Annotated in this window: 20 protein-coding genes and 3 pseudogenes; 12 read left to right on the top strand and 11 right to left on the bottom strand. The window is 39.2% G+C overall.

Annotation, left to right across the window (positions count from 1 at the left end):
* The first annotated feature begins 76 nt into the window (after positions 1 to 76).
* The 4 genes from hflX (at position 77) to glnA (ending at position 4654) form a co-directional block, all read left to right on the top strand.
* A complete protein-coding gene (gene hflX, locus MHI55_RS18580) occupies positions 77 to 1363 on the top strand; it encodes a GTPase HflX (protein WP_076250166.1) in 1287 nt (428 codons plus the stop codon).
* A gap of 83 nt (positions 1364 to 1446) precedes the next feature.
* Positions 1447 to 2700 (top strand): methionine gamma-lyase family protein, encoded by a 1254-nt coding sequence (locus MHI55_RS18575; protein ID WP_076250168.1) that lies wholly within the window; start codon positions 1447 to 1449, stop codon positions 2698 to 2700.
* Positions 2701 to 2782: 82 nt separating this feature from the next.
* Positions 2783 to 3196, top strand: a complete 414-nt coding sequence (locus MHI55_RS18570) for a MerR family transcriptional regulator (RefSeq protein WP_017687924.1) — start codon at positions 2783 to 2785, stop codon at positions 3194 to 3196.
* Between the two features lie 129 nt (positions 3197 to 3325).
* Positions 3326 to 4654, top strand: coding sequence for a type I glutamate--ammonia ligase (gene glnA / locus MHI55_RS18565; RefSeq protein WP_036613569.1), 1329 nt, complete (start codon positions 3326 to 3328; stop codon positions 4652 to 4654).
* Positions 4655 to 4811: 157 nt separating this feature from the next.
* Here glnA and MHI55_RS18560 read toward each other — a convergent pair whose 3' ends face one another.
* The 6 genes from MHI55_RS18560 to MHI55_RS18535 form a co-directional block, all read right to left on the bottom strand.
* Positions 4812 to 5021 (bottom strand): tyrosine-type recombinase/integrase, encoded by a 210-nt coding sequence (locus MHI55_RS18560; protein ID WP_256719984.1) that lies wholly within the window; start codon positions 5019 to 5021, stop codon positions 4812 to 4814.
* 127 nt (positions 5022 to 5148) lie between these two features.
* Positions 5149 to 5304, bottom strand: a complete 156-nt coding sequence (locus MHI55_RS18555) for a hypothetical protein (RefSeq protein WP_256719985.1) — start codon at positions 5302 to 5304, stop codon at positions 5149 to 5151.
* A gap of 885 nt (positions 5305 to 6189) precedes the next feature.
* On the bottom strand, positions 6190 to 6654 hold the full coding sequence (locus MHI55_RS18550; RefSeq protein WP_047843417.1) for a hypothetical protein: 465 nt from the start codon (positions 6652 to 6654) through the stop codon (positions 6190 to 6192).
* 334 nt (positions 6655 to 6988) lie between these two features.
* Complete coding sequence (locus tag MHI55_RS18545) at positions 6989 to 7315, bottom strand: hypothetical protein (protein WP_179087839.1); 327 nt, start codon at positions 7313 to 7315, stop codon at positions 6989 to 6991.
* Between the two features lie 300 nt (positions 7316 to 7615).
* The gene (locus MHI55_RS18540) at positions 7616 to 8395 is read right to left on the bottom strand and encodes a hypothetical protein (protein ID WP_076250172.1); all 780 of its coding nucleotides are present in this window, start codon (positions 8393 to 8395) and stop codon (positions 7616 to 7618) included.
* Between the two features lie 151 nt (positions 8396 to 8546).
* Entirely contained in the window at positions 8547 to 9149 is a 603-nt protein-coding gene (locus MHI55_RS18535; RefSeq protein WP_256719986.1) for an SOS response-associated peptidase, read from the bottom strand.
* A gap of 282 nt (positions 9150 to 9431) precedes the next feature.
* Here MHI55_RS18535 and MHI55_RS18530 point away from each other — a divergent pair, with 282 nt between their 5' ends.
* Entirely contained in the window at positions 9432 to 10481 is a 1050-nt protein-coding gene (locus MHI55_RS18530) for a fibronectin type III domain-containing protein (RefSeq protein ID WP_340386571.1), read from the top strand.
* A 447-nt stretch (positions 10482 to 10928) separates the two neighbouring features.
* Here the strand turns inward: MHI55_RS18530 and MHI55_RS18525 are convergent, their stop codons facing one another.
* The gene (locus MHI55_RS18525; protein WP_076250176.1) at positions 10929 to 11276 is read right to left on the bottom strand and encodes a hypothetical protein; all 348 of its coding nucleotides are present in this window, start codon (positions 11274 to 11276) and stop codon (positions 10929 to 10931) included.
* A gap of 411 nt (positions 11277 to 11687) precedes the next feature.
* Here MHI55_RS18525 and MHI55_RS18520 point away from each other — a divergent pair, with 411 nt between their 5' ends.
* Positions 11688 to 11921, top strand: coding sequence for a YolD-like family protein (locus tag MHI55_RS18520; RefSeq protein WP_083684324.1), 234 nt, complete (start codon positions 11688 to 11690; stop codon positions 11919 to 11921).
* 544 nt (positions 11922 to 12465) lie between these two features.
* Here the strand turns inward: MHI55_RS18520 and MHI55_RS18515 are convergent.
* Positions 12466 to 13646, bottom strand: a pseudogene (locus tag MHI55_RS18515) (tyrosine-type recombinase/integrase).
* Positions 13647 to 14559: 913 nt separating this feature from the next.
* Between MHI55_RS18515 and MHI55_RS18510 the strand changes: the two are divergent.
* The 4 genes from MHI55_RS18510 (at position 14560) to MHI55_RS18495 (ending at position 18874) form a co-directional block, all read left to right on the top strand.
* Complete coding sequence (locus tag MHI55_RS18510) at positions 14560 to 14709, top strand: hypothetical protein (protein ID WP_256719987.1); 150 nt, start codon at positions 14560 to 14562, stop codon at positions 14707 to 14709.
* Between the two features lie 275 nt (positions 14710 to 14984).
* Positions 14985 to 16004, top strand: a complete 1020-nt coding sequence (locus MHI55_RS18505; RefSeq protein WP_036613574.1) for a phosphotransferase — start codon at positions 14985 to 14987, stop codon at positions 16002 to 16004.
* Between the two features lie 1477 nt (positions 16005 to 17481).
* Positions 17482 to 18156, top strand: coding sequence for an adenosine deaminase (locus tag MHI55_RS18500; protein WP_340386570.1), 675 nt, complete (start codon positions 17482 to 17484; stop codon positions 18154 to 18156).
* A 508-nt stretch (positions 18157 to 18664) separates the two neighbouring features.
* A complete protein-coding gene (locus MHI55_RS18495; RefSeq protein ID WP_339186884.1) occupies positions 18665 to 18874 on the top strand; it encodes a hypothetical protein in 210 nt (69 codons plus the stop codon).
* 973 nt (positions 18875 to 19847) lie between these two features.
* On the opposite strand, the gene MHI55_RS18490 is transcribed toward MHI55_RS18495, so the two are convergent.
* From MHI55_RS18490 to MHI55_RS18480, 3 genes and pseudogenes are all read right to left on the bottom strand, one after another.
* Positions 19848 to 20096, bottom strand: coding sequence for a tyrosine-type recombinase/integrase (locus MHI55_RS18490; protein ID WP_256720001.1), 249 nt, complete (start codon positions 20094 to 20096; stop codon positions 19848 to 19850).
* Between the two features lie 179 nt (positions 20097 to 20275).
* Positions 20276 to 20395, bottom strand: a pseudogene (locus MHI55_RS18485) (fibronectin type III domain-containing protein); the annotation flags it as partial.
* A gap of 158 nt (positions 20396 to 20553) precedes the next feature.
* Positions 20554 to 20868: a hypothetical protein gene (locus MHI55_RS18480; RefSeq protein WP_076250185.1), complete on the bottom strand. Its 315-nt coding sequence runs from the start codon at positions 20866 to 20868 to the stop codon at positions 20554 to 20556.
* A 153-nt stretch (positions 20869 to 21021) separates the two neighbouring features.
* On the opposite strand from MHI55_RS18480, the gene MHI55_RS18475 reads away from it, so the two are divergent.
* Both MHI55_RS18475 and MHI55_RS18470 read left to right on the top strand, forming a co-directional pair.
* Positions 21022 to 21282 carry a kelch repeat-containing protein gene (locus MHI55_RS18475; protein WP_179087841.1) on the top strand — a complete coding sequence of 87 codons (261 nt, stop codon included), beginning with the start codon at positions 21022 to 21024 and terminating at the stop codon, positions 21280 to 21282.
* Between the two features lie 65 nt (positions 21283 to 21347).
* Positions 21348 to 21597 (top strand): annotated as a pseudogene (locus MHI55_RS18470) (fibronectin type III domain-containing protein); the annotation flags it as partial.
* Positions 21598 to 21809: the final 212 nt, after the last annotated feature.

Raw genomic sequence — 21809 nt, 5'->3', positions numbered from 1 at the left:
TAAGGCATGCCATGGCATATTCGTGGCAATGTATATCAACGGATTAATTTAGTAATTAGAGGGAGTGAACATATACATGACAAATGGCACGCATGATACAGATATGGTCAAAAAAGATCGCGCCGTCTTGGTGAGTCTTGTTACGGATGATGTAAAACGCACAGGTATCAACCCTGAGTACTCTTTAGAGGAACTGGTGAAACTTGCCGAGACAGCTGGAGTGGAAGTGCTAAGTGTACTTTCTCAGAACAGGGAAAAACGTGATACCAAATGGTTCATTGGTAAAGGTAAGGTGGAAGAGCTCCGTGCGATTGCAGAGGAACTGGGAGCAACTACAGCTATATTTGATCAGGAATTGTCAGGTGCACAGGTTCGTAATCTGGAAGAAACCCTCGATCTCAAAATTATTGACCGTACCCAATTGATTTTGGACATCTTTGCACAACGGGCAAACACTAGAGAAGGTATTATTCAAGTGGAATTGGCTCAACATAGCTATTTGCTGCCACGGTTGTCGGGTCATGGCAAGAACCTGTCCAGACTCGGGGGCGGAATCGGAACAAGAGGTCCAGGTGAAAGCAAACTGGAGACAGACCGCCGTCATATTCGTGGTCGTATCGATGATCTGAAACGTCATCTGGAAGAATTGACACGTCATCGTAAGTTGCATCGTGAACGCCGTAAAAAGACAGGTATTGTTCAGGTGGCCCTTGTTGGTTATACCAATGCTGGCAAATCAACTTTGCTCAAGCAGTTGACGGCTGCAGATGTGTATATTCAAGATCAGCTATTCGCAACATTGGATCCTACATCACGTACGATGGAACTTCCAAGTGGAAAAGAAATCGTACTTACCGACACGGTTGGATTTATTCAAAATCTACCGCATGATCTGATTGCAGCATTCCGGGCAACGTTGGAGGAAGTGAATGAAGCAGACCTGATCCTGCATGTTGTGGACGCCTCATCAGCTATGCGTGAAGATCAGATGCGGACGGTTAATACGATTCTGCAAGAACTTGGTTCAGGGGACAAGCCGCAGTTAGTCCTGTATAACAAAAAAGATGCGTGCACAGCAGAGCAGCTTGAGATGCTTCCATTGGATAAAGACCATATTAAAGTAAGCGCATTAGACTCGGAGGATCTGCTTAAAATCCGTGAATTCATTCAGACAGAGCTGACAGGTGATACGAAGCGCTTCCGTATTCCGGCAGAACGTGGTGATCTTACGTCGGTACTCTATAAAATTGGTGATGTAGTGGATACCAGCTTTGAAGAGAGTGATGTGATTTATGAAGTTGAATTGCAAAAAGGTGAATATGAGAAATTTGGTTATATGCTTGAAGAATTCATTGAATTGTAATATTCATGACATATTGATGTGATAAGTTACACGATAATGGATATTCGACGTCAGATTCGTGCTATGAAGGGGAATGAAGTAAGATGGTAAGCTTTGATTCAGAAATATCTGAACTTCAACGTCAAGTGGAGCGTCAGATTGAAGGACAACTGCAACAGATTGATCGGATCACAGATCACAATCAATGGAAGGTGATTAATGCTTTCCAACAGCGAAAAGTAAGTGATTTTCACTTTGCAGGTTCAACAGGTTATGCCTATAACGATCGTGGGCGTGAAGTGCTTGATGAAGTATATGCTGATGTATTCGGCGCGGAAGCCGCGTTGGTGCGTCCTCATTTTGCTTCAGGTACTCATACGATTAGTACAGCTCTCTTTGGAGTTTTGCGTCCAGGTGACGAATTATTGTACATCACGGGTAAGCCTTACGACACATTGCATAAAGTTATTGGCAAACCCGGTGATGGTACAGGTTCGTTACGCGATTTTGGCATCGGTTACCGTGAGACGGCCTTAACTGATGAAGGTGGAGTGGACTGGGCAGCAGTTGAAAAAAGCATTACACCGGCTACAAAAGTCATTGGGATTCAACGTTCACGTGGTTATGACTGGCGCTCATCCTTCTGTGTTGCTGAGATTGCTGACATGGTTACGCGTGTTAAAGAGCTTAAGGAAGATGTCATCGTATTCGTAGACAATTGTTACGGTGAATTCACGGAGGAACGTGAACCGACAGAAGTCGGAGTTGATCTGATGGCCGGATCACTGATCAAGAATCCTGGTGGAGGCATTGCGGAAACCGGTGGATACATATGTGGGAAGGAACAATACGTACAGCTGGCAGCTTATCGTCTAACAGCCCCTGGAATTGGGGGAGAGGTTGGAGCAATGCTGGGGACAACACGTGGCATCTACCAAGGACTTTACATGGCACCGACAATTGTAGGACAAGCTATCAAAGGAAGTACGTTTGCTGCTGCAATGTTTGCTGAATCAGGATTTGTAACCAAACCCGCCTGGAATGAAGCTCGCACAGATCTGATCCAAGCTGTTAAGTTTAGCTCTGCCGAGCATCTGATCGCCTTCGTGCAGGGGATTCAGCGTGCAGCAGCTGTGGATAGCCATGTGGTTCCTGAACCGTGGGATATGCCTGGTTATGAGCACCCTGTCATTATGGCGGCAGGTACGTTCATTCAGGGTGGAAGTCTGGAATTATCAGCCGACGCGCCTATTCGGGAGCCGTATATCGGGTATATGCAAGGCGGATTAACGTACTCTCATGTCAAATATGGCGTTTTAATGGCGTTACAGACTATGAAAGATCGTAAATTATTGTGAGTTTATCTAACACGTCATTGACACTTGGTAATAACTAAATGTACAATAGGGTGAAGAATAGATGACTGGAAGGTTGATGAACATGGGTGATGAAATCCGCAGAAATATGGCCTTATTCCCAATTGGTATTGTAATGAAACTTACGGATCTGTCTGCACGTCAGATTCGTTACTATGAGCAGCACAGCTTGATCGTTCCTGCGAGAACGTCAGGTAATCAACGGTTATTCTCTTTTAATGACGTAGAGAGATTGCTAGAGATCAAGGCTTTGATTGAAAAAGGAGTTAACATCGCGGGCATCAAACAAGTGATGAATCCTGTTTCAAAAGAATCCGAGGAAGCTACAGTTATCACGCCAGATACTGAAGTTAAACGCAGAGAGCTGTCCGATACGCAGTTGCACCGCTTGCTGAAGCAGCAGCTTGTATCAGGTAAGAGACCAGGACAAGTATCTCTCATTCAGGGAGAGCTTTCCCGATTCTTTAATAAAAACTAAATTCGCATAACTTGGCGAGTGAGGGGAAAACATGCACTTTTGGTGTGAGACTCCTTGACCCGTGGAACTTTCTAATGTACAAATATAACAGGCAAGCCAAATACGCAGATAAGAAAGGGAGAGGTTATAGTGAGTTATACAAAAGAAGACATTCTCCGCATTTCGAAAGAAGAAAACGTACGATTCATTCGATTGCAATTTACTGATTTGCTTGGAGCTATCAAAAACGTTGAGATTCCTGTGAGTCAGTTGACTAAGGCTCTGGATAACAAGATGATGTTCGATGGATCTTCCATTGAAGGTTATGTACGTATTGAAGAGTCCGACATGTACCTCTATCCAGATCTAGATTCTTGGCTTATTTTCCCATGGGTTGCAGAGAACCGTGTTGCACGTCTGATTTGCGACGTATATCTTCCGGATGGTAATCCGTTCCCAGGAGATCCACGTGGTATCTTGAAACGTAACCTGAAGGAAGCCCAAGATATGGGATTCACTTCCTTCAACGTTGGTCCTGAACCCGAGTTCTTCTTGTTCAAAACAGACGAAAAAGGAAACCCGACTAACGAACTGAATGACCAAGGTGGTTATTTCGACCTTGCGCCTACGGATCTTGGTGAAAACTGTCGTCGTGACATCGTTATCACACTTGAAGAAATGGGCTTTGAGATCGAAGCTTCCCACCATGAGGTAGCTCCAGGTCAGCATGAGATCGACTTCAAATATGCTGATGCTCTGAAAGCTGCTGACCAGATCCAAACGTTCAAACTCGTTGTTAAAACGATTGCACGTCAGCATGGTTTACATGCTACATTCATGCCGAAACCACTGTTTGGTATGAACGGATCCGGTATGCACTGTAACCAATCCTTGTTCAAAGGCAATGAGAACGCATTTGTTGATGAGTCGGACGAGTTGGGTCTGAGCAAAACTGCTCGTCACTTCATGGCTGGAACTCTGAAGCACGCACGTGCGTTTGCAGCAATTACTAACCCAACTGTGAACTCATACAAACGTCTTGTACCAGGTTATGAAGCACCTTGTTATGTAGCATGGTCTGCTAGTAACCGTAGCCCAATGATTCGTATTCCAGCTTCCCGTGGTCTGAGTACACGTGTTGAGGTTCGTAACCCGGATCCGGCTGCTAACCCTTACCTGGCTTTGTCTGTTCTGTTAAAAGCAGGTCTGGACGGAATCAAACGTGAGCTTTCCTTACCAACTCCAATTGACCGTAACATCTACATCATGTCAGAAGAAGAGCGTGTGGAAGAAGGCATTCCAAGCTTGCCAGCTGACCTGAAAGAAGCATTGAATGAATTGATCCGCAGCGAAGTCATCTGTGATGCTCTCGGCGACCACGCCTTGGCTCACTTCTATGAGCTGAAAGAAATTGAGTGGGATATGTATAGAACACAAGTCCACCAATGGGAACGCGATCAATATATTACGTTGTACTAATTGAAAAAACCTTGTAACAACGGGGTTTTGAAGGAATGAACCGGGGGACGTTTTGAGGGAATTGCACTTCTATTGAGGTTGCGTCCCCCAAACGTCCCCCATTTTGACTTTTTTGAACCAACAATGTTGGCGGTATACTGATCAATATTGCGTTGCTCTAACTTTTTGGAGATGTGAGCATATATATCAGAGGTGATCTGCACACTTTTCCATGACCAAGCTGTTCTTGAACAAATTTTATGTCTTCACCGGCTTCAAGCATGGGTACAGCATAGGTGTGTGGAAGAGAATGGATTTCAAGATCTTCATTTAACTCTGCACGCTTTATAATCCTCTGGAAAGCATTGAAGAGGGTAGACTTTGGCATGTGGTTTCCGTCGTTTCGACACAACACTAAATTTTGATCATGCCTTTACATGAATTCTCCTAGGTTAATTTTATTTTTTGGTTTTGCTAAGTGGCGTGATATCTCAAATCATTGATTAAGCTAGCGCTTACAGTAATTGTGCGCGTGGATCTGAAGGTTTGGTATCTCCAAATAGCTCATCATCATTTTCTGCCTGAAAATCAAGCGTTTCATCAATGTGTATCTTTTTTTCTTTGAAGTTAATATCAGACCATTTTAAAGCTGCTGCTTCACCTTTTCTCATACCTGTTTCAAGAAGAAGCTTAAAGAAAATTCAATAGATATATCCATATCCTCTAGCTGCATGTAGAAAAATAGCAATGTCCTCCGAATCAATGGTATTATCCCCTCAAGGTAGACAGTGAAAAAAGAGATCATGTTAAAATGAACTCAACACTGAAAACAGGAGGGGATTTTTGTTATGCCAGCAAGCCAAACTTTTAATCAATATAGTGAAGAAACGAAGAAAGAAGTTGTTCGTCTGCGATTGGAAGAGGGTTAGACATACAGTCGGATCATGGAGAAGTTTGGTATTTAGAGTGATGGCCAGATTATTACTTGGGTACGGAAAAGCCAAAATGGAGAGAGTTTTGAGGATTAACGAGGACGTTGGACGAAGAAGCATTTTAGCAGTGCAGAAGAAGAAAATGCTTATCTGAAAGCGCAGATAGAATATCTAAAAAAGCTCAATCCAAATTTGCACGGAGAGGGAAGCTGGATTTCGAAGCCCTGTGCCAGTCCGTTCGAGAAATAAGTAAGTGGGCATCTGTGGTTTGGTTGTGTAAAACTGCTGAAATTTCTCGTACGGGTTACTACAAATGGAAGAAGAATATCATCCTCAGAGAGAAACGAGCGGATCGGGATGCGGATCTAAAAGCACATATTTTAGGCATTCATCGGCTTCGTCCTTATTTCGGCTACAAACGTATGCGAACCGCGTCAGTAAAAGAAAGGCCTCGAGGTGAATCACAAAAAGGTACGTCGCTTAATGAGAGAACTCCAGATTCGTGGAGACTCTTTGGAACGCGTAGGTTAAACTTCCCATTGTACTCATCCTGTCGTCAAAGTACTATAAATAAAATGGCTCCCCTGCAGATTAAGCGGGGGAGCTTTTTGATAAAACTAATTATCAGTTTTTAGTGAATTGAATTGTATAAGGTTGGTTGTAGTTGTTGATACCATTATCCATAATTCTGAAGTAAACCTTCTCACCAGGTTTAGCGCTCATACCAACTGCCTCAGCGTATCCTGGTCCATTCCAGTTATCCATTTGAATGGACAGTATCGCACCGCTAGCATCCTTTTTAATAATACCCATAATAATATCGAAATTAGGTGGTGGGGTAGCAATAACACTAAATGTGACAACAGAAGATCCATTTGTGTTGTCTACAACATAATAATCGTTATCACTCATGCTATCTAAATACTGTGTTGCGCTAAATCCGGAAGACTGGTTAACACTTGAGTACATCACTTCTGCTGTCTCAAAGGAATCAGCCCAACCAGTTTTAGCGAATGCAGAGCCGGAACCGAATGCTAATAAACAAGCAGTTGCCATAACAGAAATAGAGAATTTTCTTAATCTTTTCATATTCAAACCTCCTAAATATACTAGAACCAATAAAATAGAGATTCTGGTTTGTGTGATTATTTGAACTTAGATGTCGAATAGCCTCTCACATATGACGGTTGGCCAACCATGGTTAAATATACCATATATAATTTAATATTGTAAATGCTTAACATGTAAAATATTAGTTCTGTGAATACTATATTGGAAATTTTCAGTAATTAAGAACTCTATTAATAACAAAAGAAAAGGCGACAGGGATAACCTGCCACCTTTGTTTATTCAAATATATTCAGTACATTGATATGGCACGGAGTAGAGCTAGTAATCTTTTCATAATAGTCTCCTTTATAGATTACTTATCATTTGCGTCACTAGCGCTAAACATGATTCCAAGAACATCAGAACCGGTAAGAGTATAACGAACGCCATTAACCTCTGTGGATTCATCAATTGTTGTCCAATCTACACCTTCATCGATGACTCCTAAATTTTTCATAATATCGCCTACGGCTGATGTAGGTATGTCAGCGTTGGTTGCCAATATAACCAATCCAATACTTATAATAATATCTGCTCCAGAGGACAGAGTACCATTTCCTTGTCCAATCATCATTACATCCCGTAACGATTCGTCTACTTTGTTTACTGAACTAGTGATGCGTATGTAATCTGTAGTCATATACTGAAATACATTTTGAGCTGGACCTTCTTTAATTTCAATCTTCTTCCTCCTGATTTAGTAATAATTAACAAAAGAAAACAGTCTATCAGACCTAGGTATATTTTTCTATAAAAATGTATGGATGTGGAAGAATGAATAGATATCGGGTACTACAAACAGATATGGATTACCTCACGGCAGCCTTAATTAAGGTCCGGGTATTCGTCTGGCATGATTTAGATGATCAAGGATACATCATTGAATATGGCTTAGGCTACAACAATAGAGCAGGAGGGATAACCTCACTGCTCTTTCGTTTTAGTTGCTTGTATACTCACTCACTTCAAACGTCAAAATTTTATCAAATATCACGTAATCTGTACGCTTGCTGAATGGACCTTTGTTGTTGCTGTATTTGTTGATACCAAATTTAGCTAGGCCAGTTCCTACATCACGAGCATCGTACCAGTTGAGGAATGCATTTACATCACTCATTGGAAGGTCGTATTCTTTTTCTAAACCACCTATCATTGATACTGTTAATATAGCGCGGTCTCCCGCTGGTTGAGGTTCTGGATTAGGAGTAGATGTGGTGGGATCTAGAAGTTCTCCATCAATGTCGATGGCATCAAAAATGAAATCAGCTTGTGGATTTAAGTTTATTAATTCTACATTATGCACTGAGTCTGTTAGACCCACTTTTTCAAAAATTAAAGATTGGTCTGTAGAAGCTGAATTATTGATACTATATGTATCAATGATTTCATTATCAATTTTCACTTGAACCTTATCTGTTCTGCTTATATGAGTCTGTGCAATGACTCTTAACTTTGTGCCTTGAAAATTAAATCTAACTGAATCGTTGTCGCTTGATTTTGTAATATATTTTACTCCGCCACCATACCATGCGACACTGCCGCTATTGCTAGTTTCCCATTCACCAGTGTAGATAAACTTACTGTTGTCATCGTCGAATCTGTTCCATCCAGCTTCTGGAGACTTTAAAGACTGTCCAAGATTAGCAGCGAAAACACTTGTCCCAAAACTTAAAACTAAAATGAATGATAATAAGATCGGTAAAACTATTTTTTTCTTCATGTTTATTCTCCTTCAGAATGTATTTGCATAAATGATAATACTTTTTCGAGAGAACCATGTATAAACAATTATGTCTATATATTCAAGTAAGTGTTAGATATAATAAAAAAAGCTTTAACGACCTCTCTAAGTCGATAAAGCTGATAACTTTCTATCCTATCTCTTTTAACAGCCCTTCACTGTTATTCCGCACATTGCCGACTTCCTTCGGCACCTCGTACGCTCGCATTTCTGAAGCTTGATATGGCTTAAGCAGACCAAGTAGTGACTGAACATCATCATTATCTCTTCCGAGCCACTCAGCCTCATCCTCAGATCGCAAGGTGATCGGCATACGATTATGGATATCCTCCATAAGACTATTTGGTTCCGTTGTAATAATGGTGTACGTACTCAATTTGTTTCCATCCGGATCTGTCCAGGTATCGTACAGGCCAGCAAGCGAGAACAAGCGGTCATCCTTCATCAAAATGCGCATTGGACGCTTTGCCGATTCTTCTTTCTTCCACTCGTAAAATCCATTTGTCGGAATGATACAACGCTTTGAACTGATCAACCTTTCAAAGGATGCCTTTTCATTCAATGTCTCAGCCCGGGCATTAATCATCTTATTACCGAACTTGTCGTTTTTGGCCCATGAAGGAACTAGTCCCCATCGGAAAGTACCCAATCGATTACCGTCTATGCTGCCAATAATTGTAGGAATGTACTTGCATAGGCGCTGCATTGTAATTAGGCTTGTAGTCAAAGCCATCAGCTATAGATGCATACTATCTGTCCATTATCGCGTCTATGGGATCTGAGATTGTGAATCTACCACACAGGATAATGCCTCATTTGAGACTCTATACTATGTAATTTTACTCAAATCTTTAAGGATAGAAACGGGTAATTTGTGGAGATGCGCATCCAATATAAAATAAAAATGCAATAAATTAGATGATTTTTATAGATCAGCAAGTTTATGTTTAGACATGATATAGAAGCGCATTGTATCTTTTAATCTGTTCAGATAACTATTTCAGGGGGAATATTCATGAAGGTAACGTTTTTGAAAAAGATAAGTTTTTTGTTTGCAGTTTTATTTTTTATAACTGGTATAGTTTTAAACCATAATGTGAATGCAGCATCAATTGGTGAAAGTTTAATATCTCCAGACGAAGGCTGGAAAAGGTATGATGATATGGACCCGTTCATTAAATATGAAGGTGTTGGATGGAGTCATGTGACCGATGATGTAAATACTTACGGGGGATCAGGTCATTTCAATAAATTATCCGGCGCAACATCAAACGCAATTAAGTTTAAATTTTATGGAACTAAGTTGCGAATTATTGATGTCTACTGGAACAACAGAGTGAACAACGTAACTATTGAAATAGATGGGAAGATTTCTACATACAATCCAAATAATTCAGTAAATTTATATCAAGCTCTGGTTTTTGAATCTTTAAATTTACCCCTTGGTGTTCATGAAGTGAAGTTAACGACGACGAGTACAAGTAATACATTTTCGCTTGATGCCATTGATATTGATGATAACGGAAGATTAGTAGGAGAGAGTGAACCTTTGTACCTGAAAGCTGTACCAGGTGACAGTCAGGTTGCTCTATCATGGGAGCAAGTTGAAGGTGCAGATAAATACACTATTAGATATGGCACTGACCCAGGTAAATACACTGAAACTGTTACAGCTACAAAAGATGTATATGGGAATTTTATCGTACCAGGGCTCATTAATGGGACGAAATACTATTTTGTAGTGAATTCTATTGTAAATGGAGTTGAGTCCGAATATTCCAATGAAGCTTCAGCAACTCCTCAAGCGCAGGTAGTTGAACCACAAGAACCAGCGGGTAATCGCGCGATCTTAGTTGTAACAATGACAACTGGCTTGGAAAAAGAGTTCGATCTGAGTATGAAAGAAGTTAATGGCTTCATCGACTGGTACGAATTAAAACAATCGGGAAGTGGAAAGGCATCTTATGCAATTAACAAGCACGATAATAACAAGGGACCATTCAAAAGTCGCAAGGATTACATCCTATTTGATCGTGTCTTGACGTTTGAAGTAAGCGAATTCTAAAAAAGTTGTTAACTAAGGCTACCGCGGTTGAATTGCGGAGCCTTTTTGCGTTATTTCTTATCATATGATATATAGTGAAACACAGGCGTATTTGTCCTGTTGCCTGTCTAGCCAGCTGGGGTAGTTGACCTAAGGTAATGCTGATTTTTTAATTAACTGTTCTAAAGTTAAATCTTTGTTATTAATCCACCACGATGCAGAAGTCTTTTTTTGGAGTGGCAACAAAGTCTCTAAGTTTTCATCTTTGTCGTGGACTTGATTTAAAAATTTGATCCTGATATCTCGTGCCCATTTAATCTGAGCTACAGAACCCTTGAGGTCTGGTATGTTATAAAGGATTTCAATTTCACTAGCTAAGTTATTTAATAATCTTCCATCTCTTTGGAGTGTTCAATCTTAACTAGGATAAACACCTCGTTTCCGATTTTATGTAGATCTATTGTATCTTTAGAAGAGCTTCTTCATGATGGCTTTATATATATTGTCGTCAACTTCAATTAAACTTTTCTTCCCGTCATTAAATTGTAAGGCAATTGTGTGAGTGCTTTTTTCTTTTGCTGAAAGCCCAGCAAGTAGACCAACAGGTCCTAGAATTAAACTTCCAACAAAACCTCTTCCAACAGCACTCACAGCACTTTTACTTCGTGTTGCATCCATCACTTCGTATTCTTCAACAGTAGTTTTATCTAGATTAATTGAAGAAAAGAATCCGGTTGATAAGCTGACTGATCCGAACATCAGTGTTAAATACTTTCCTTTGTAATCACCAGCAATAACTTGGTTCTTTGCTCCCATAATACCCCTCCATATTTTTACTTTTTCAGTTCGATTTTACTATAAAATTCTGGACTAGACTATAAAAATAAATGGCAATGTCTTTTTATTGATAAAAGAACGTATGTTCTTATATGATAATGGAGAGGTGATTTACATGTTAACGGATTATCAAAGGAAGGTCCTTCGGATCTTATATAACTACAAAGGTGGACGGCGTAGGTTTCCTACTATCCACGAACTTACAGTCAAAACGGGTAAGCATAAACCAGATGTCATTGCTGCGGAATACATACATTGGGAAGGTTGGTCTGACACGGCTAACATATTGATACTGGAAGGATGGGAACGTGAGGGAGAACGTCCTAAGGTAGACCAAACACCACCCTCTGGGAACATTGACTATTAGACTCAATATTAAGGGGGCTTGTCATGCGTAGCAGACTAAAGGATGACGGGTTGTATGAGACATCCAGGATGATTATGCCTGAACACAGAGAGGCATGGTTGGCTCAGTGTGAGCAACAGAAGAGACGTGGCAAGCCAAATTTGGACGATCAGGAAATGCAGCGAATCAGTGAAGTACTTGTTGACTCTTATAATAGAAGTAGTACGGTTTATTTGATATTATTTAACCCTTTCTTCGAGGAGCCGATATCAGAGTAGTTGTGGGATTAAACTCTGCAAGGTGTGAAATAAAGTTGATGTTAGAGGATGAGTTCCGCTGGGTTTCTTTAGCCGAAATTGTCTCTATTAATTAATGAGATTGTATCGCTTTGGAATTGAGAGCTTATACTTTATAATATCTGTATAAGCATATTATTTAATTAGGAGATTTTCGATTTAACCAGCGTTATATAGACTAGATTTATTGCATTGAATGTCAGAGTAGTAATGCAATCAAAGTGAGTATCTGAAACGAGTTTCTTCATTATAATAAGAAAAAAAGGGCGCCCACAAAAGCGCCCACAAAATGCCCACAAAAGTCTGAATAATTATGATTAGTTCTGATAAGCTGATCACTGATAATACTTGTTTTAAGCCGATTTATTATGGTGGGTGATCCACTTTGAAAGCATGGAACATAAACCGCACACAAGTCCACCAATGGGAACGCGATCAATATATTACGTTGTACTAATCGAAAAAACCTTGTAACTACGGGGTTTTGAAGAAATGAACCGGGGGACGTTTTGGGAAGATTGCACTTCTATTGAGGTTGCGCCCCCCAAACGTCCCCCGGTTTTTGATTTTCTGATCCAAAAATACGGGAAGTGTACTCTTCATATTTATCAATGTTACGCTTTTCTAACTTCTTGGAAATATGAGCATACACATCTGATGTAATTTGCACACTGCCATGCTCGAGTTGCTCTTGTACAAATTTTATGTCAGCCCCAGCTTCAAGCATGATCACGGCATAGGTATGCCTCAAGGAATGGATCGTTAATTCCTCACTTAAACCCGCTTTTCTCAAAATTCTCTTCGAAGCATTAAAAAGACTAGATTTAGGCATCGGACTACCATCATTCCTGCACAAGACGAGATTTAAATCGTGTCTGTACATGGACTCCCCTAAATTGATCTTATTTTGATTCTGCCATGAAGCATGATACCTCAAATCATTTATGATTCCGTTACTTACACTAATGGTGCGGGTAGAATTCCGGTTTTTGTATCTCCGAAAAGTTCGTCCTCGTCTTCAGCTTGAAAATCGAGTGTTACATCAACACGGATCATCTTTTCTTTGAAATTGATATCCGACCACTTTAGAGCGGCAGCCTCCCCTTTTCGTAACCCCGTTTCAATCAGCACTTTAAAGAAAATCCAATAAATGTACCCATCTCCTCGAGCAGTATGAAGAAATGGGAATGTCCTCTGAATCAATGAATTGGATCGTCTTCTTTTTGTGCTCTCCTTTAATAATTGAACCTTTACATGGATTGCGTAATATTTTCCCTTGAATCAATGCATGCTCTATGGCTGAGTATACTGTTGAGTTAATGATCTCGACCGTTCGTTTACTGAGTCCCTTTTTAAATAGAGAGTCCAAAAAGACTTGATACATATCTGGTTTTAAATCTTTGAGCATCAGACGCTTAAAATAAGGTTGGATATGGTGTTTAAGTTATTCTCATGTTGTTTGATCGTATTCTTTCGTACAACTCCTTTTTTAGAGTTATCTATCCAATTTCGAATGTAATCGACCAAAGGAATGCCTGTCTGTTCAAACCCTTGCTTTAGCTGCCTTAAAAATTCAGCAGCAGCTAGTTCAGCCTCTGGTTTAGTTCCAAAACCAGCCTCAGATTTCTCTTTTTGTTGTTGAGTGAACGGATCGGTGTACTTTAACCGATACCTCCAGCCACTTTTTAATTTCTTAAAACTTGCCATTCTGATTCCTCCTAATAGAACGTTAGTTCCTTTTTTGTGTATGTAAAACCGCCTCACGGCGATGTAAGCGTAATTTTGAGCAGAGTAGTGAAATGTTCTGGGTTGGAGAAAGAGCTTCGAATTAAAGTCGGAAAAGATATTTTAAAAAAATCATCAAAAAACGAGCCTTCGGTAACTAAGGCTCGTTTGTGCAGGAGTCATATTTGGCTCCAATAACTATGTTTGGATTAGTGCAGAGGTTTCTTGCGGAAAAGTAACTAAAACAATTCTACCCTATTTCACAGGATTTGACCATACTTTAGCTTTAAAGTTCTTGTCCTTGGTTCGAGACCAGAACTTGTACCGATTGCCGAAAAGGACAAGGAAATGATCTGATTACCGATTAGATAAGTATTTAACTACTTGTCACTGCTCTAATTCATTAAGCTAGCGGGCAGTTTAGTTTAAGATTAACTGAGGTGAACCATATCATCGCTAGTGATAAAGCAGAGAATTGAACTGGATATCGCATCGGCAACGCTGAGTTTGCAGGAAGGAGCTTAAAGTATTCACGTACTCGATACATGTGGAGTGTCTAATATTGATGGTCCGTAAGGAATAGATGAGATGTGACAGTTTAGCTCAAACGATTTAATTGTATAGTGTTGACACTTCGCCCACTTGGAGTAATATCTTACTATTGAGATAGCATTCTATTTCCGATGAAGACATATTTTAGTTTGAATGTTATTTAGGAAGGAGAGACACTATGACAATGTTCGAGATATGTTCTATGCAAAGTTTATTTTATGAACAACGGCGGTTGTTTGTATAGAGCTAATAATATAAGTAACAGCTTAAATCCGGATAGTGATAATTGTTATAGTGTAGACTTTGCTACCTTAAAATTCAACTATTTTAAGGAGCGGCTATCATGAGATATGTAAATGCCGACATCATCTTTCTGGAAGAGTTATTAAATGAAATACAAAAGTATATGAACGGTGGATTGGTTTACGTCCCCAAAATCAAAAGGTTTGCGTTAAAAATCGGGGTGAAAATTCAGGCAGCAGAAAAGTTATAATCTTAGAAATGATGAAATCCGGCGAAAGTTTCTCGATGGTGACACTATCGAGAAACTTTCAGATCGATTTTTCCTTTCAAGCGATACTATTAAAAAGATCGTTTATACAAAATAATAGCTTAACAAAAGTCGCATTGGAAGAAATCCTAATGTGACTTTTTTGTGTATATTATGGTTTAAATTGTTTACTACATATTTTCAAGCTTTTACTATCGTTATAATAACATATAAGAGAAGTAGTTGGTTTACTTCATAAAACTGTAGGGGGATAACAAATGAATGATTTTTTTAGATTTGATACTGATGAAGAACGGCGGGCGTTATTAATCAGAGCAAGGAAAGTCGCTTTATCTGCAATTCGAAAGTATGACTTAGAATGGGATAACATCCAGTTTATTCAACTATCCGATACGATCACCTATAAAATTGAAACCAGTACAGATAACAATTATTTACTTCGCATTCATTCGGACCGATTAAGCAGAGAGGAAATTCGTTCGGAGCTCCTACTGTTACAAGCCCTGAACAAATCGAAAGATCTAACTGTACCAGAAGGGATGGCAAATTGTGATAGTATTTATGTATTGGACATCGAAACAGAGATAGGATATAGGCGCCCTTATGTAACGATGATGCGGTGGATAGAAGGTGAAAAAGCAGTAGGTGAATTTACAGATAATCAAGCATATAATATGGGTGTATTGATGAGCAGGCTCCATGCAGCGGCAAAGGATTTCAATCCACCTTCTGATTTTGTAAGACCTACTTGGGGAGTAGAAAGTTTTAAACGTGAAATGGCTAAGTTGGAACGTTATTATGAGCGTTTTTTATCCGAAGAGGGGTGGAAGCTGTATCAAGATGCAGCTGAGAAGGTTGTATCCCAACTTACCACGATGCATCCAAGTGAACATAACTATGGGCTCATTCATGCTGATTTACATACCGGTAATATGGTTTTTAGAGATAATCAACCCTATCCGATTGATTTTGGAAGATGTGGGTACGGATATTATCTCTATGATATGGCAGGTACCATATTGGAGCTTTGGCCAAAACATCGATGGATGCTTGTCCAAGGTTATGAGAGTATTAGGAAGTTGGAAACGGACTATATTCGGGATCTGGAATGTTTTTTTGTCATGTTCATGATCGAGAACACCTGCCATCACTCCTCTGATCCAAGAGAAACAACCAGTTTAATCGATGAACAAAAGTATGCCCAAGCATACATAAGAGAATATTTAAATGGTAATCCATTTTTATTCGAAGTGATCGAGCCTGTAAATGTGGATTAATACTAACCGATACCGGGCTAAAATAATGATATCTTATGGTGATGATTTACAATAGGTCGCTGTTTAGAGTGTTTGTTCGTATCATCAAGTTTTAAAAACGTGAGCTATGACTTCGAGTTTTTATAAGATCTACTTGTGTACTTAGCGCTGAAACTTTTCTGTTTATTATGAAGATTTATGCTTATTCATGAAGTTTGTCCGATCCAATTGTTCTTCAGCTTCTCTAGTTCCCCTTCATTTTCGGGGTGTATTTTGACGGAGCTGTTTGGGTCGTTTCGTGATTTTTTAAACTGGCATTGAGTTGGAATGAAGGCGACTCGAATTGGTGGGTCGTCTTTTTTTCTTTTCTAGGGGCTTGATGGTTTGCGCCGAATGTTCAGTTCAGCGAGATGCCAAAAACGGTTGAGGCATTATGGAAGATCGAGCTTTTATATGGAAAGCATTCGTCCTATACGGAGAGTACGTATGCGGTAGCTGTAGGAATGATGGGAAAACTTCTGATAAGAGATGATGGCACATCTCGAGAGAACGGGTACTGTATAGAACGTTATTCCTTTTTTTGTGTATGTAAAACCGCCTTACAGCAGTGTAAGCGCAAGTTAATCAAAGTATCGAACAGAGCAGTAAAATGTTGTTGTTGAAAGATGTAAAAAGGAAAATCTTCGAATTAGTAACAGAAAAGATATTTTACAAGATACATCAAAAAACGAGCCTTTGTATATAAGGCTCGTTTGTGCAGGAGTCATATTTGGCTCCGAAAGTTATGTTTAGTCTACTACATTTGTTTTATCGCTGAGAAAGTAACTATAATAATTCTACCCTATTTCAGAGAATTTGACCATACTTTAGCTTTATAGTTCATGTCCTTAGTTCGAGACCAGAACTTGTACCTTGTACCAAGTGTCGGAATAGAGATGTGTCTAATCATTGTGCGTTTAACTGAAAATATCATTTAGTATCCTAGCGCATGAGAAGTTACATATTATTATATAGCAACTGAAACGCTGAGATAGGGAGTCAGATATTAAAAACGAAATATAGTACTGAAAATAGCTGTTGAGCAAAGGGAATTATACTGGTTAAAGCTATCATCATAAATATTATTTAAAAACTTTAAGGTATATAAGAGAAATTATACCAAATTTATGTCATAATATTTTTGAGTTGGAAATACAATACTTGATTCTGTGAACAAGAGGTGAGAGCAACTATGAAAAATAGAAACATAACAGGTATTGTATTGGCTATAATCTATTGCATTGTTCTTTACTTTATTTTAACAGATTCTCCGCCTGGTGAAGCTCCAAATAATCCGTTCTGGGTTTATTTGTTTATTCCAATTGGGGCTATTGTGATTACATCTTTGTTTGATTACGTAATCAAATTCGATTTTTTTAGAAAAAAGAAAGATTAGAATTGAATGGAGGACTAAAATGATACAAACAATGAAAATTGCTAAAACATTTTAGCCGGAGTCATGCTTTCTACATCTATCTCAATTCCAGCATTCGCTCAAGATCAGGCAAATTCTTTACCAGCACTTCAAGTAGAAAATAGCCTTTTAGAACTAGTCGAAAGTACAACCGATAATTCCATCACTTTTAAAGACGGTTCTACATTAATTCAATATGACAGCTATTATATTGCAACAGATTTAAATAGTAAAGATGAGTTAAAAATTACAAAAGTTGATGAGACTAAAGTAAAGTATGAAAATCTCCAAACTGGCGAAGTGAATTATGCTACAAACGAAATAAAACCTATTCACGAAGATCTCAGTTTCTCGCCACAAGCATTAGCGGACGGTTATGTATATAAAGGCAAAGTGGAAAATTCCACTGAGATAATATATGCCACTGCTTCTGCAATAGCAGGTATACTCGCTTCCTTTATTGGAGGACCTGTAGGTGGAAAAATAGCAGGTATACTGGTAAGTATCGGTGGTTATTATCTTTCTAAGGATGCTCCTAGAGCCTACTGGGTAACAAAAACATACACTAGAGATGTTAGGCATAGTGATTTTAGTGCGACATTATTCATCAGGAAGGACCATCACTATTATAAATATCATGATTATACAGGTTTCATTGAAACAGCATCGACAATCCAGACTTGCCAACCTTTTGGTTGTGGTCCAGTGAACGAATATTAAATCTATTTATGTCGGATAGAAAATATCCCATTAAAGTTACTATTATAGCGGCTTTTTTTGTTTTAGTGTGCCCAGATACACGTATGATCTTGTTGGTGAAAGTCCGACCAAGGAGCAATGGTAGCCAGGATGCTTGCATATGGCGAAGTCTGTGTGTAAGAGCACATCGACAATAGTACCCGTCAGAGACAGGACGAGCAACAATTCAGGCCGCAACATGAAGAAATCCTGCCACGTTATCCAAAAGGCCTCGCAAGGGAGGAAAGAGGCTGACGAGTATTGTGAAACTGGACGAAGGCTAAGAAAGCTATGCAGAACTTGGAGCAGCAGTGGATAACAATTCGGCGTAATGGGGAACAGAATGGAATGAAAAATCCTGCAGTGATCATGGCAGACCCTCCTTCACACAGTTTTTTTAGGAATCCGTAAAGAGACAATCTATAATTCCAAAAAGACGAATTGAAACGTCTGAGGTAGGGAGTCCGAGGTGCTCATAACAACCAAGAAAATGATTAAACAACTTGAAAAGCTAGTTCATGCGGCAAAGGAGAACCACAAGCACAAATGGCATGTCATGTATGAAAAATTCTTCCGCGGGGGTGTGCTGTACGAGGCGTGTAAACGAGTGAAAGCGTATAGGGTGGCAGAAGTCGTGGATACAGTGACCGCTGACAGAGATTGGGGAACAAGGAGAACTGAACTTCCTCAAGGAATTTGAGCGAGCGTTGAAAGAAATGTAACCACCATCCGCAGCCTGTACGATGGCACTATTTCCAAACCGGCGAATATGCGGGTGAGAACATTTTAGGAACATGTAGCGTGGCTCGATCCAAAGATTCAGGGAAGGAGAAACTATTAATATATAAACTTCAGTCAGTAGAAGTTAGCTAGACTGTACTGGTAAATTCTGCAACGATTAAATCGATTTGTATATAAAGAATAGACAACCCAGAAGCTGGATGCGATTGAGGTGAAGTATATTGCCAGGCAATATGGATTAAAAACGTTACTGTAATCTGCATGCGCATGAATGACGAACATCGGAAACCCGTAAAGGGAAAATCTAACATACGGTTTGTTGAGTAGGAGCTGGATCTTGCCCAGCCTTTTATTCTAGCCTAGACTATGTGAGTACCTATTCGCATAGTTCCTATTGATAGGCTAAATAGAAGGATTAAGCTTGTCAGAGGTGAAGAGGATTATAGTTGGATCAAGCTTGAAGAGATCGCTTAGGCAAGTTTATAATTGATCGAGCCCAAGCGATTATCCCAGGGACTCAGTTTTTTCTTCTACATATATGTTCCAAATAAGCAATTTCTATTTTGAATAAAGCCGTATGCTTGATTCATATAGGATTAGGAGGACGTCCCCCAATTCATCCCCCAAACGTCCCCCAACTTATGAAAACTTATGATCAATTTTGACCGTGTGTTTCTGTATTTATTCCTATAAAGCCCGTTTTCATTGAGATATACAATCATATGAAGTTAACGTACATAAACCGCACACAAGTCCACCAATGGGAACGCGATCAATATATTACTTTATACTAATAGCTCAATCCCTTGGCGCTCTAGCGCTGAGGTTTTTTTCTTTTTGTGGGCAAGTACCTATATATTTAAAGAAAAATCAAAGTGCCCACAAAATATTTTTCTATTCGAAAATTTCTTCAGTGAATTTCTCAAATCTATCTATATTGCTTTTCTGGATCTTGCCTGAGATGTGGCATATACATCTGATGTGATCTGAATACTTCCGTGACCTAATTGTTCTTGAACGAATTTCATATCTGCCCCGGACTCAAGTAAAAGAACAGCGCAGGTATGTCGGAGAGAGTGAATGGGGAGGGATGGGAGATCACAACGTTGTAAGATGCGGGAGAAGGCATTGAACAATGATGATTTAGGCATGAAGTTTCCATCTTCCCTACATAGAACCAGATCAAGGTCATGGTGGTATCTTTCCCCAATGTATTCTTCCGAACACTTCCTTATTTATAATCGTTGATCCAAAAATCCAGATAATCTTGAAGCGATAAACCAGATTGTTCATATTAAACCTATGGCGCATTTATTTGTAAATGGACATATCCTTTGGCCGGACCAACTCCTACATCATGAGCATCATACCAATTGAGGAATGCATTTACATCAATCATTGGAAGATCGTATTCTTTCTCCAAGCCTGTTGTCATTGTAATTACAAGTATAGCACGGTCACCTGACGGTAATGGATCGGGATTAGGTTCCATTGGCGTTCATATGTATTCTCCTTCAAATGCATTGGCAGAGTTGATAATATAATCGACGTACATTAGTCGATAAAGCACAATTACTAGAATCAGAACTCCCTCCTAAATTTCACAAATATAGGAGGGAGTTCTGAAATTTATTATGGTTAGCTAATGGTTCCTTGATAGTAGGCAATCCAAGTTACACCTGTAAGGCTTTTGATCTCAACTAGCGTTATCCAACCAGATAAGGCTCCTTCAGAATAATAATTTTTATTTGGTATGTCGTTACCATCAGGGTAATCTGATTTTTTGTAGATTATTCCTCTATAAATATCCATCGAAGCATAAGGGGCTACTTTCACATTTTCCGTTGTGGTATTGTTTGAAGTTTTGGTCATATCACTAGCTGCAAAAGATGTAGAGCCAAGAGTTAAGCATGTAACGACGGTTAAAAGACCAATCATAAGCTTTTTCTTCATTTGTATCACCCTTATAATTGGAATATGTTTCTATTTAATAGTATATATTTACATTATAAATGTAAAATTTTTCTATACACTTGAAAAATGTATGCTTATGGCGAAGGAACCAGTTTCATTAGTGGGATGTCGAGGGCAATATACGAGTATATTGTGGCTAATGACACATGGACAAAAATAATTAGCTTTAAAACAGCTACTACTTCTGCACCTTCAACTGTTTATAATGGGGAAATTTATGTATTAGGTGGGCTTAACAATACTAACTCACAATCAAGAGTAGAAGTATATAATCCTGAAACCAACGAAGTTAGATCATTCAAAGATTTAACTACCCCAAGAAATCAAAGCGTAGCAGTAACTGTCAATGGAGATATTTTATTATTGGTGGTACTAATGGAAGTAGTACTTTGAAGACAGCCCTAAAAATTTACATTTATAAAAATGAACCCACAAATCCAGCAACGATTCCTGATCCAGAACCTGGACAACCTACAGGAAATCGTGCGATCCTCGTTGTAACTATGACTACCGGCCTGGAAAAAGAATTTGACTTGAGCATGCAAGAAGTAAATAGTTTCATCGATTGGAATGAAACAAAATAAGCAGTAAGCAGAAATGCATCATACGCGATTGACAAGCAAGATAATAACAAAGGCCCGTTCAAGAGCGGCAAGGACTAACATCATATTCGATCTTGTACTTACGTGTGAGGTAAGTGAATACTAATGAGGAATGCTCCGTCCACTTATGCTGATGGGGCTTTTTTCTTGTTTCGTTAAGAACTTATCTTCGCATATAGTGTTCACGAGTTGATTTACTTGTTAACGGATTATCAAAGAAAGGTCCTTAGGATCTTATATAACTACAAAGGTGGACGGTGTAGATTTCCTACTATCCATGAACTTACAGTCAAAACGGGCAAGCATAAACCAGACGTC

Origin of the sequence: Paenibacillus sp. FSL E2-0151 (assembly GCF_037993015.1) — a bacterium.
GTDB classification, from domain to species: domain Bacteria; phylum Bacillota; class Bacilli; order Paenibacillales; family Paenibacillaceae; genus Paenibacillus; species Paenibacillus amylolyticus.
This window is presented reverse-complemented; position numbering and strand designations above follow the sequence as displayed.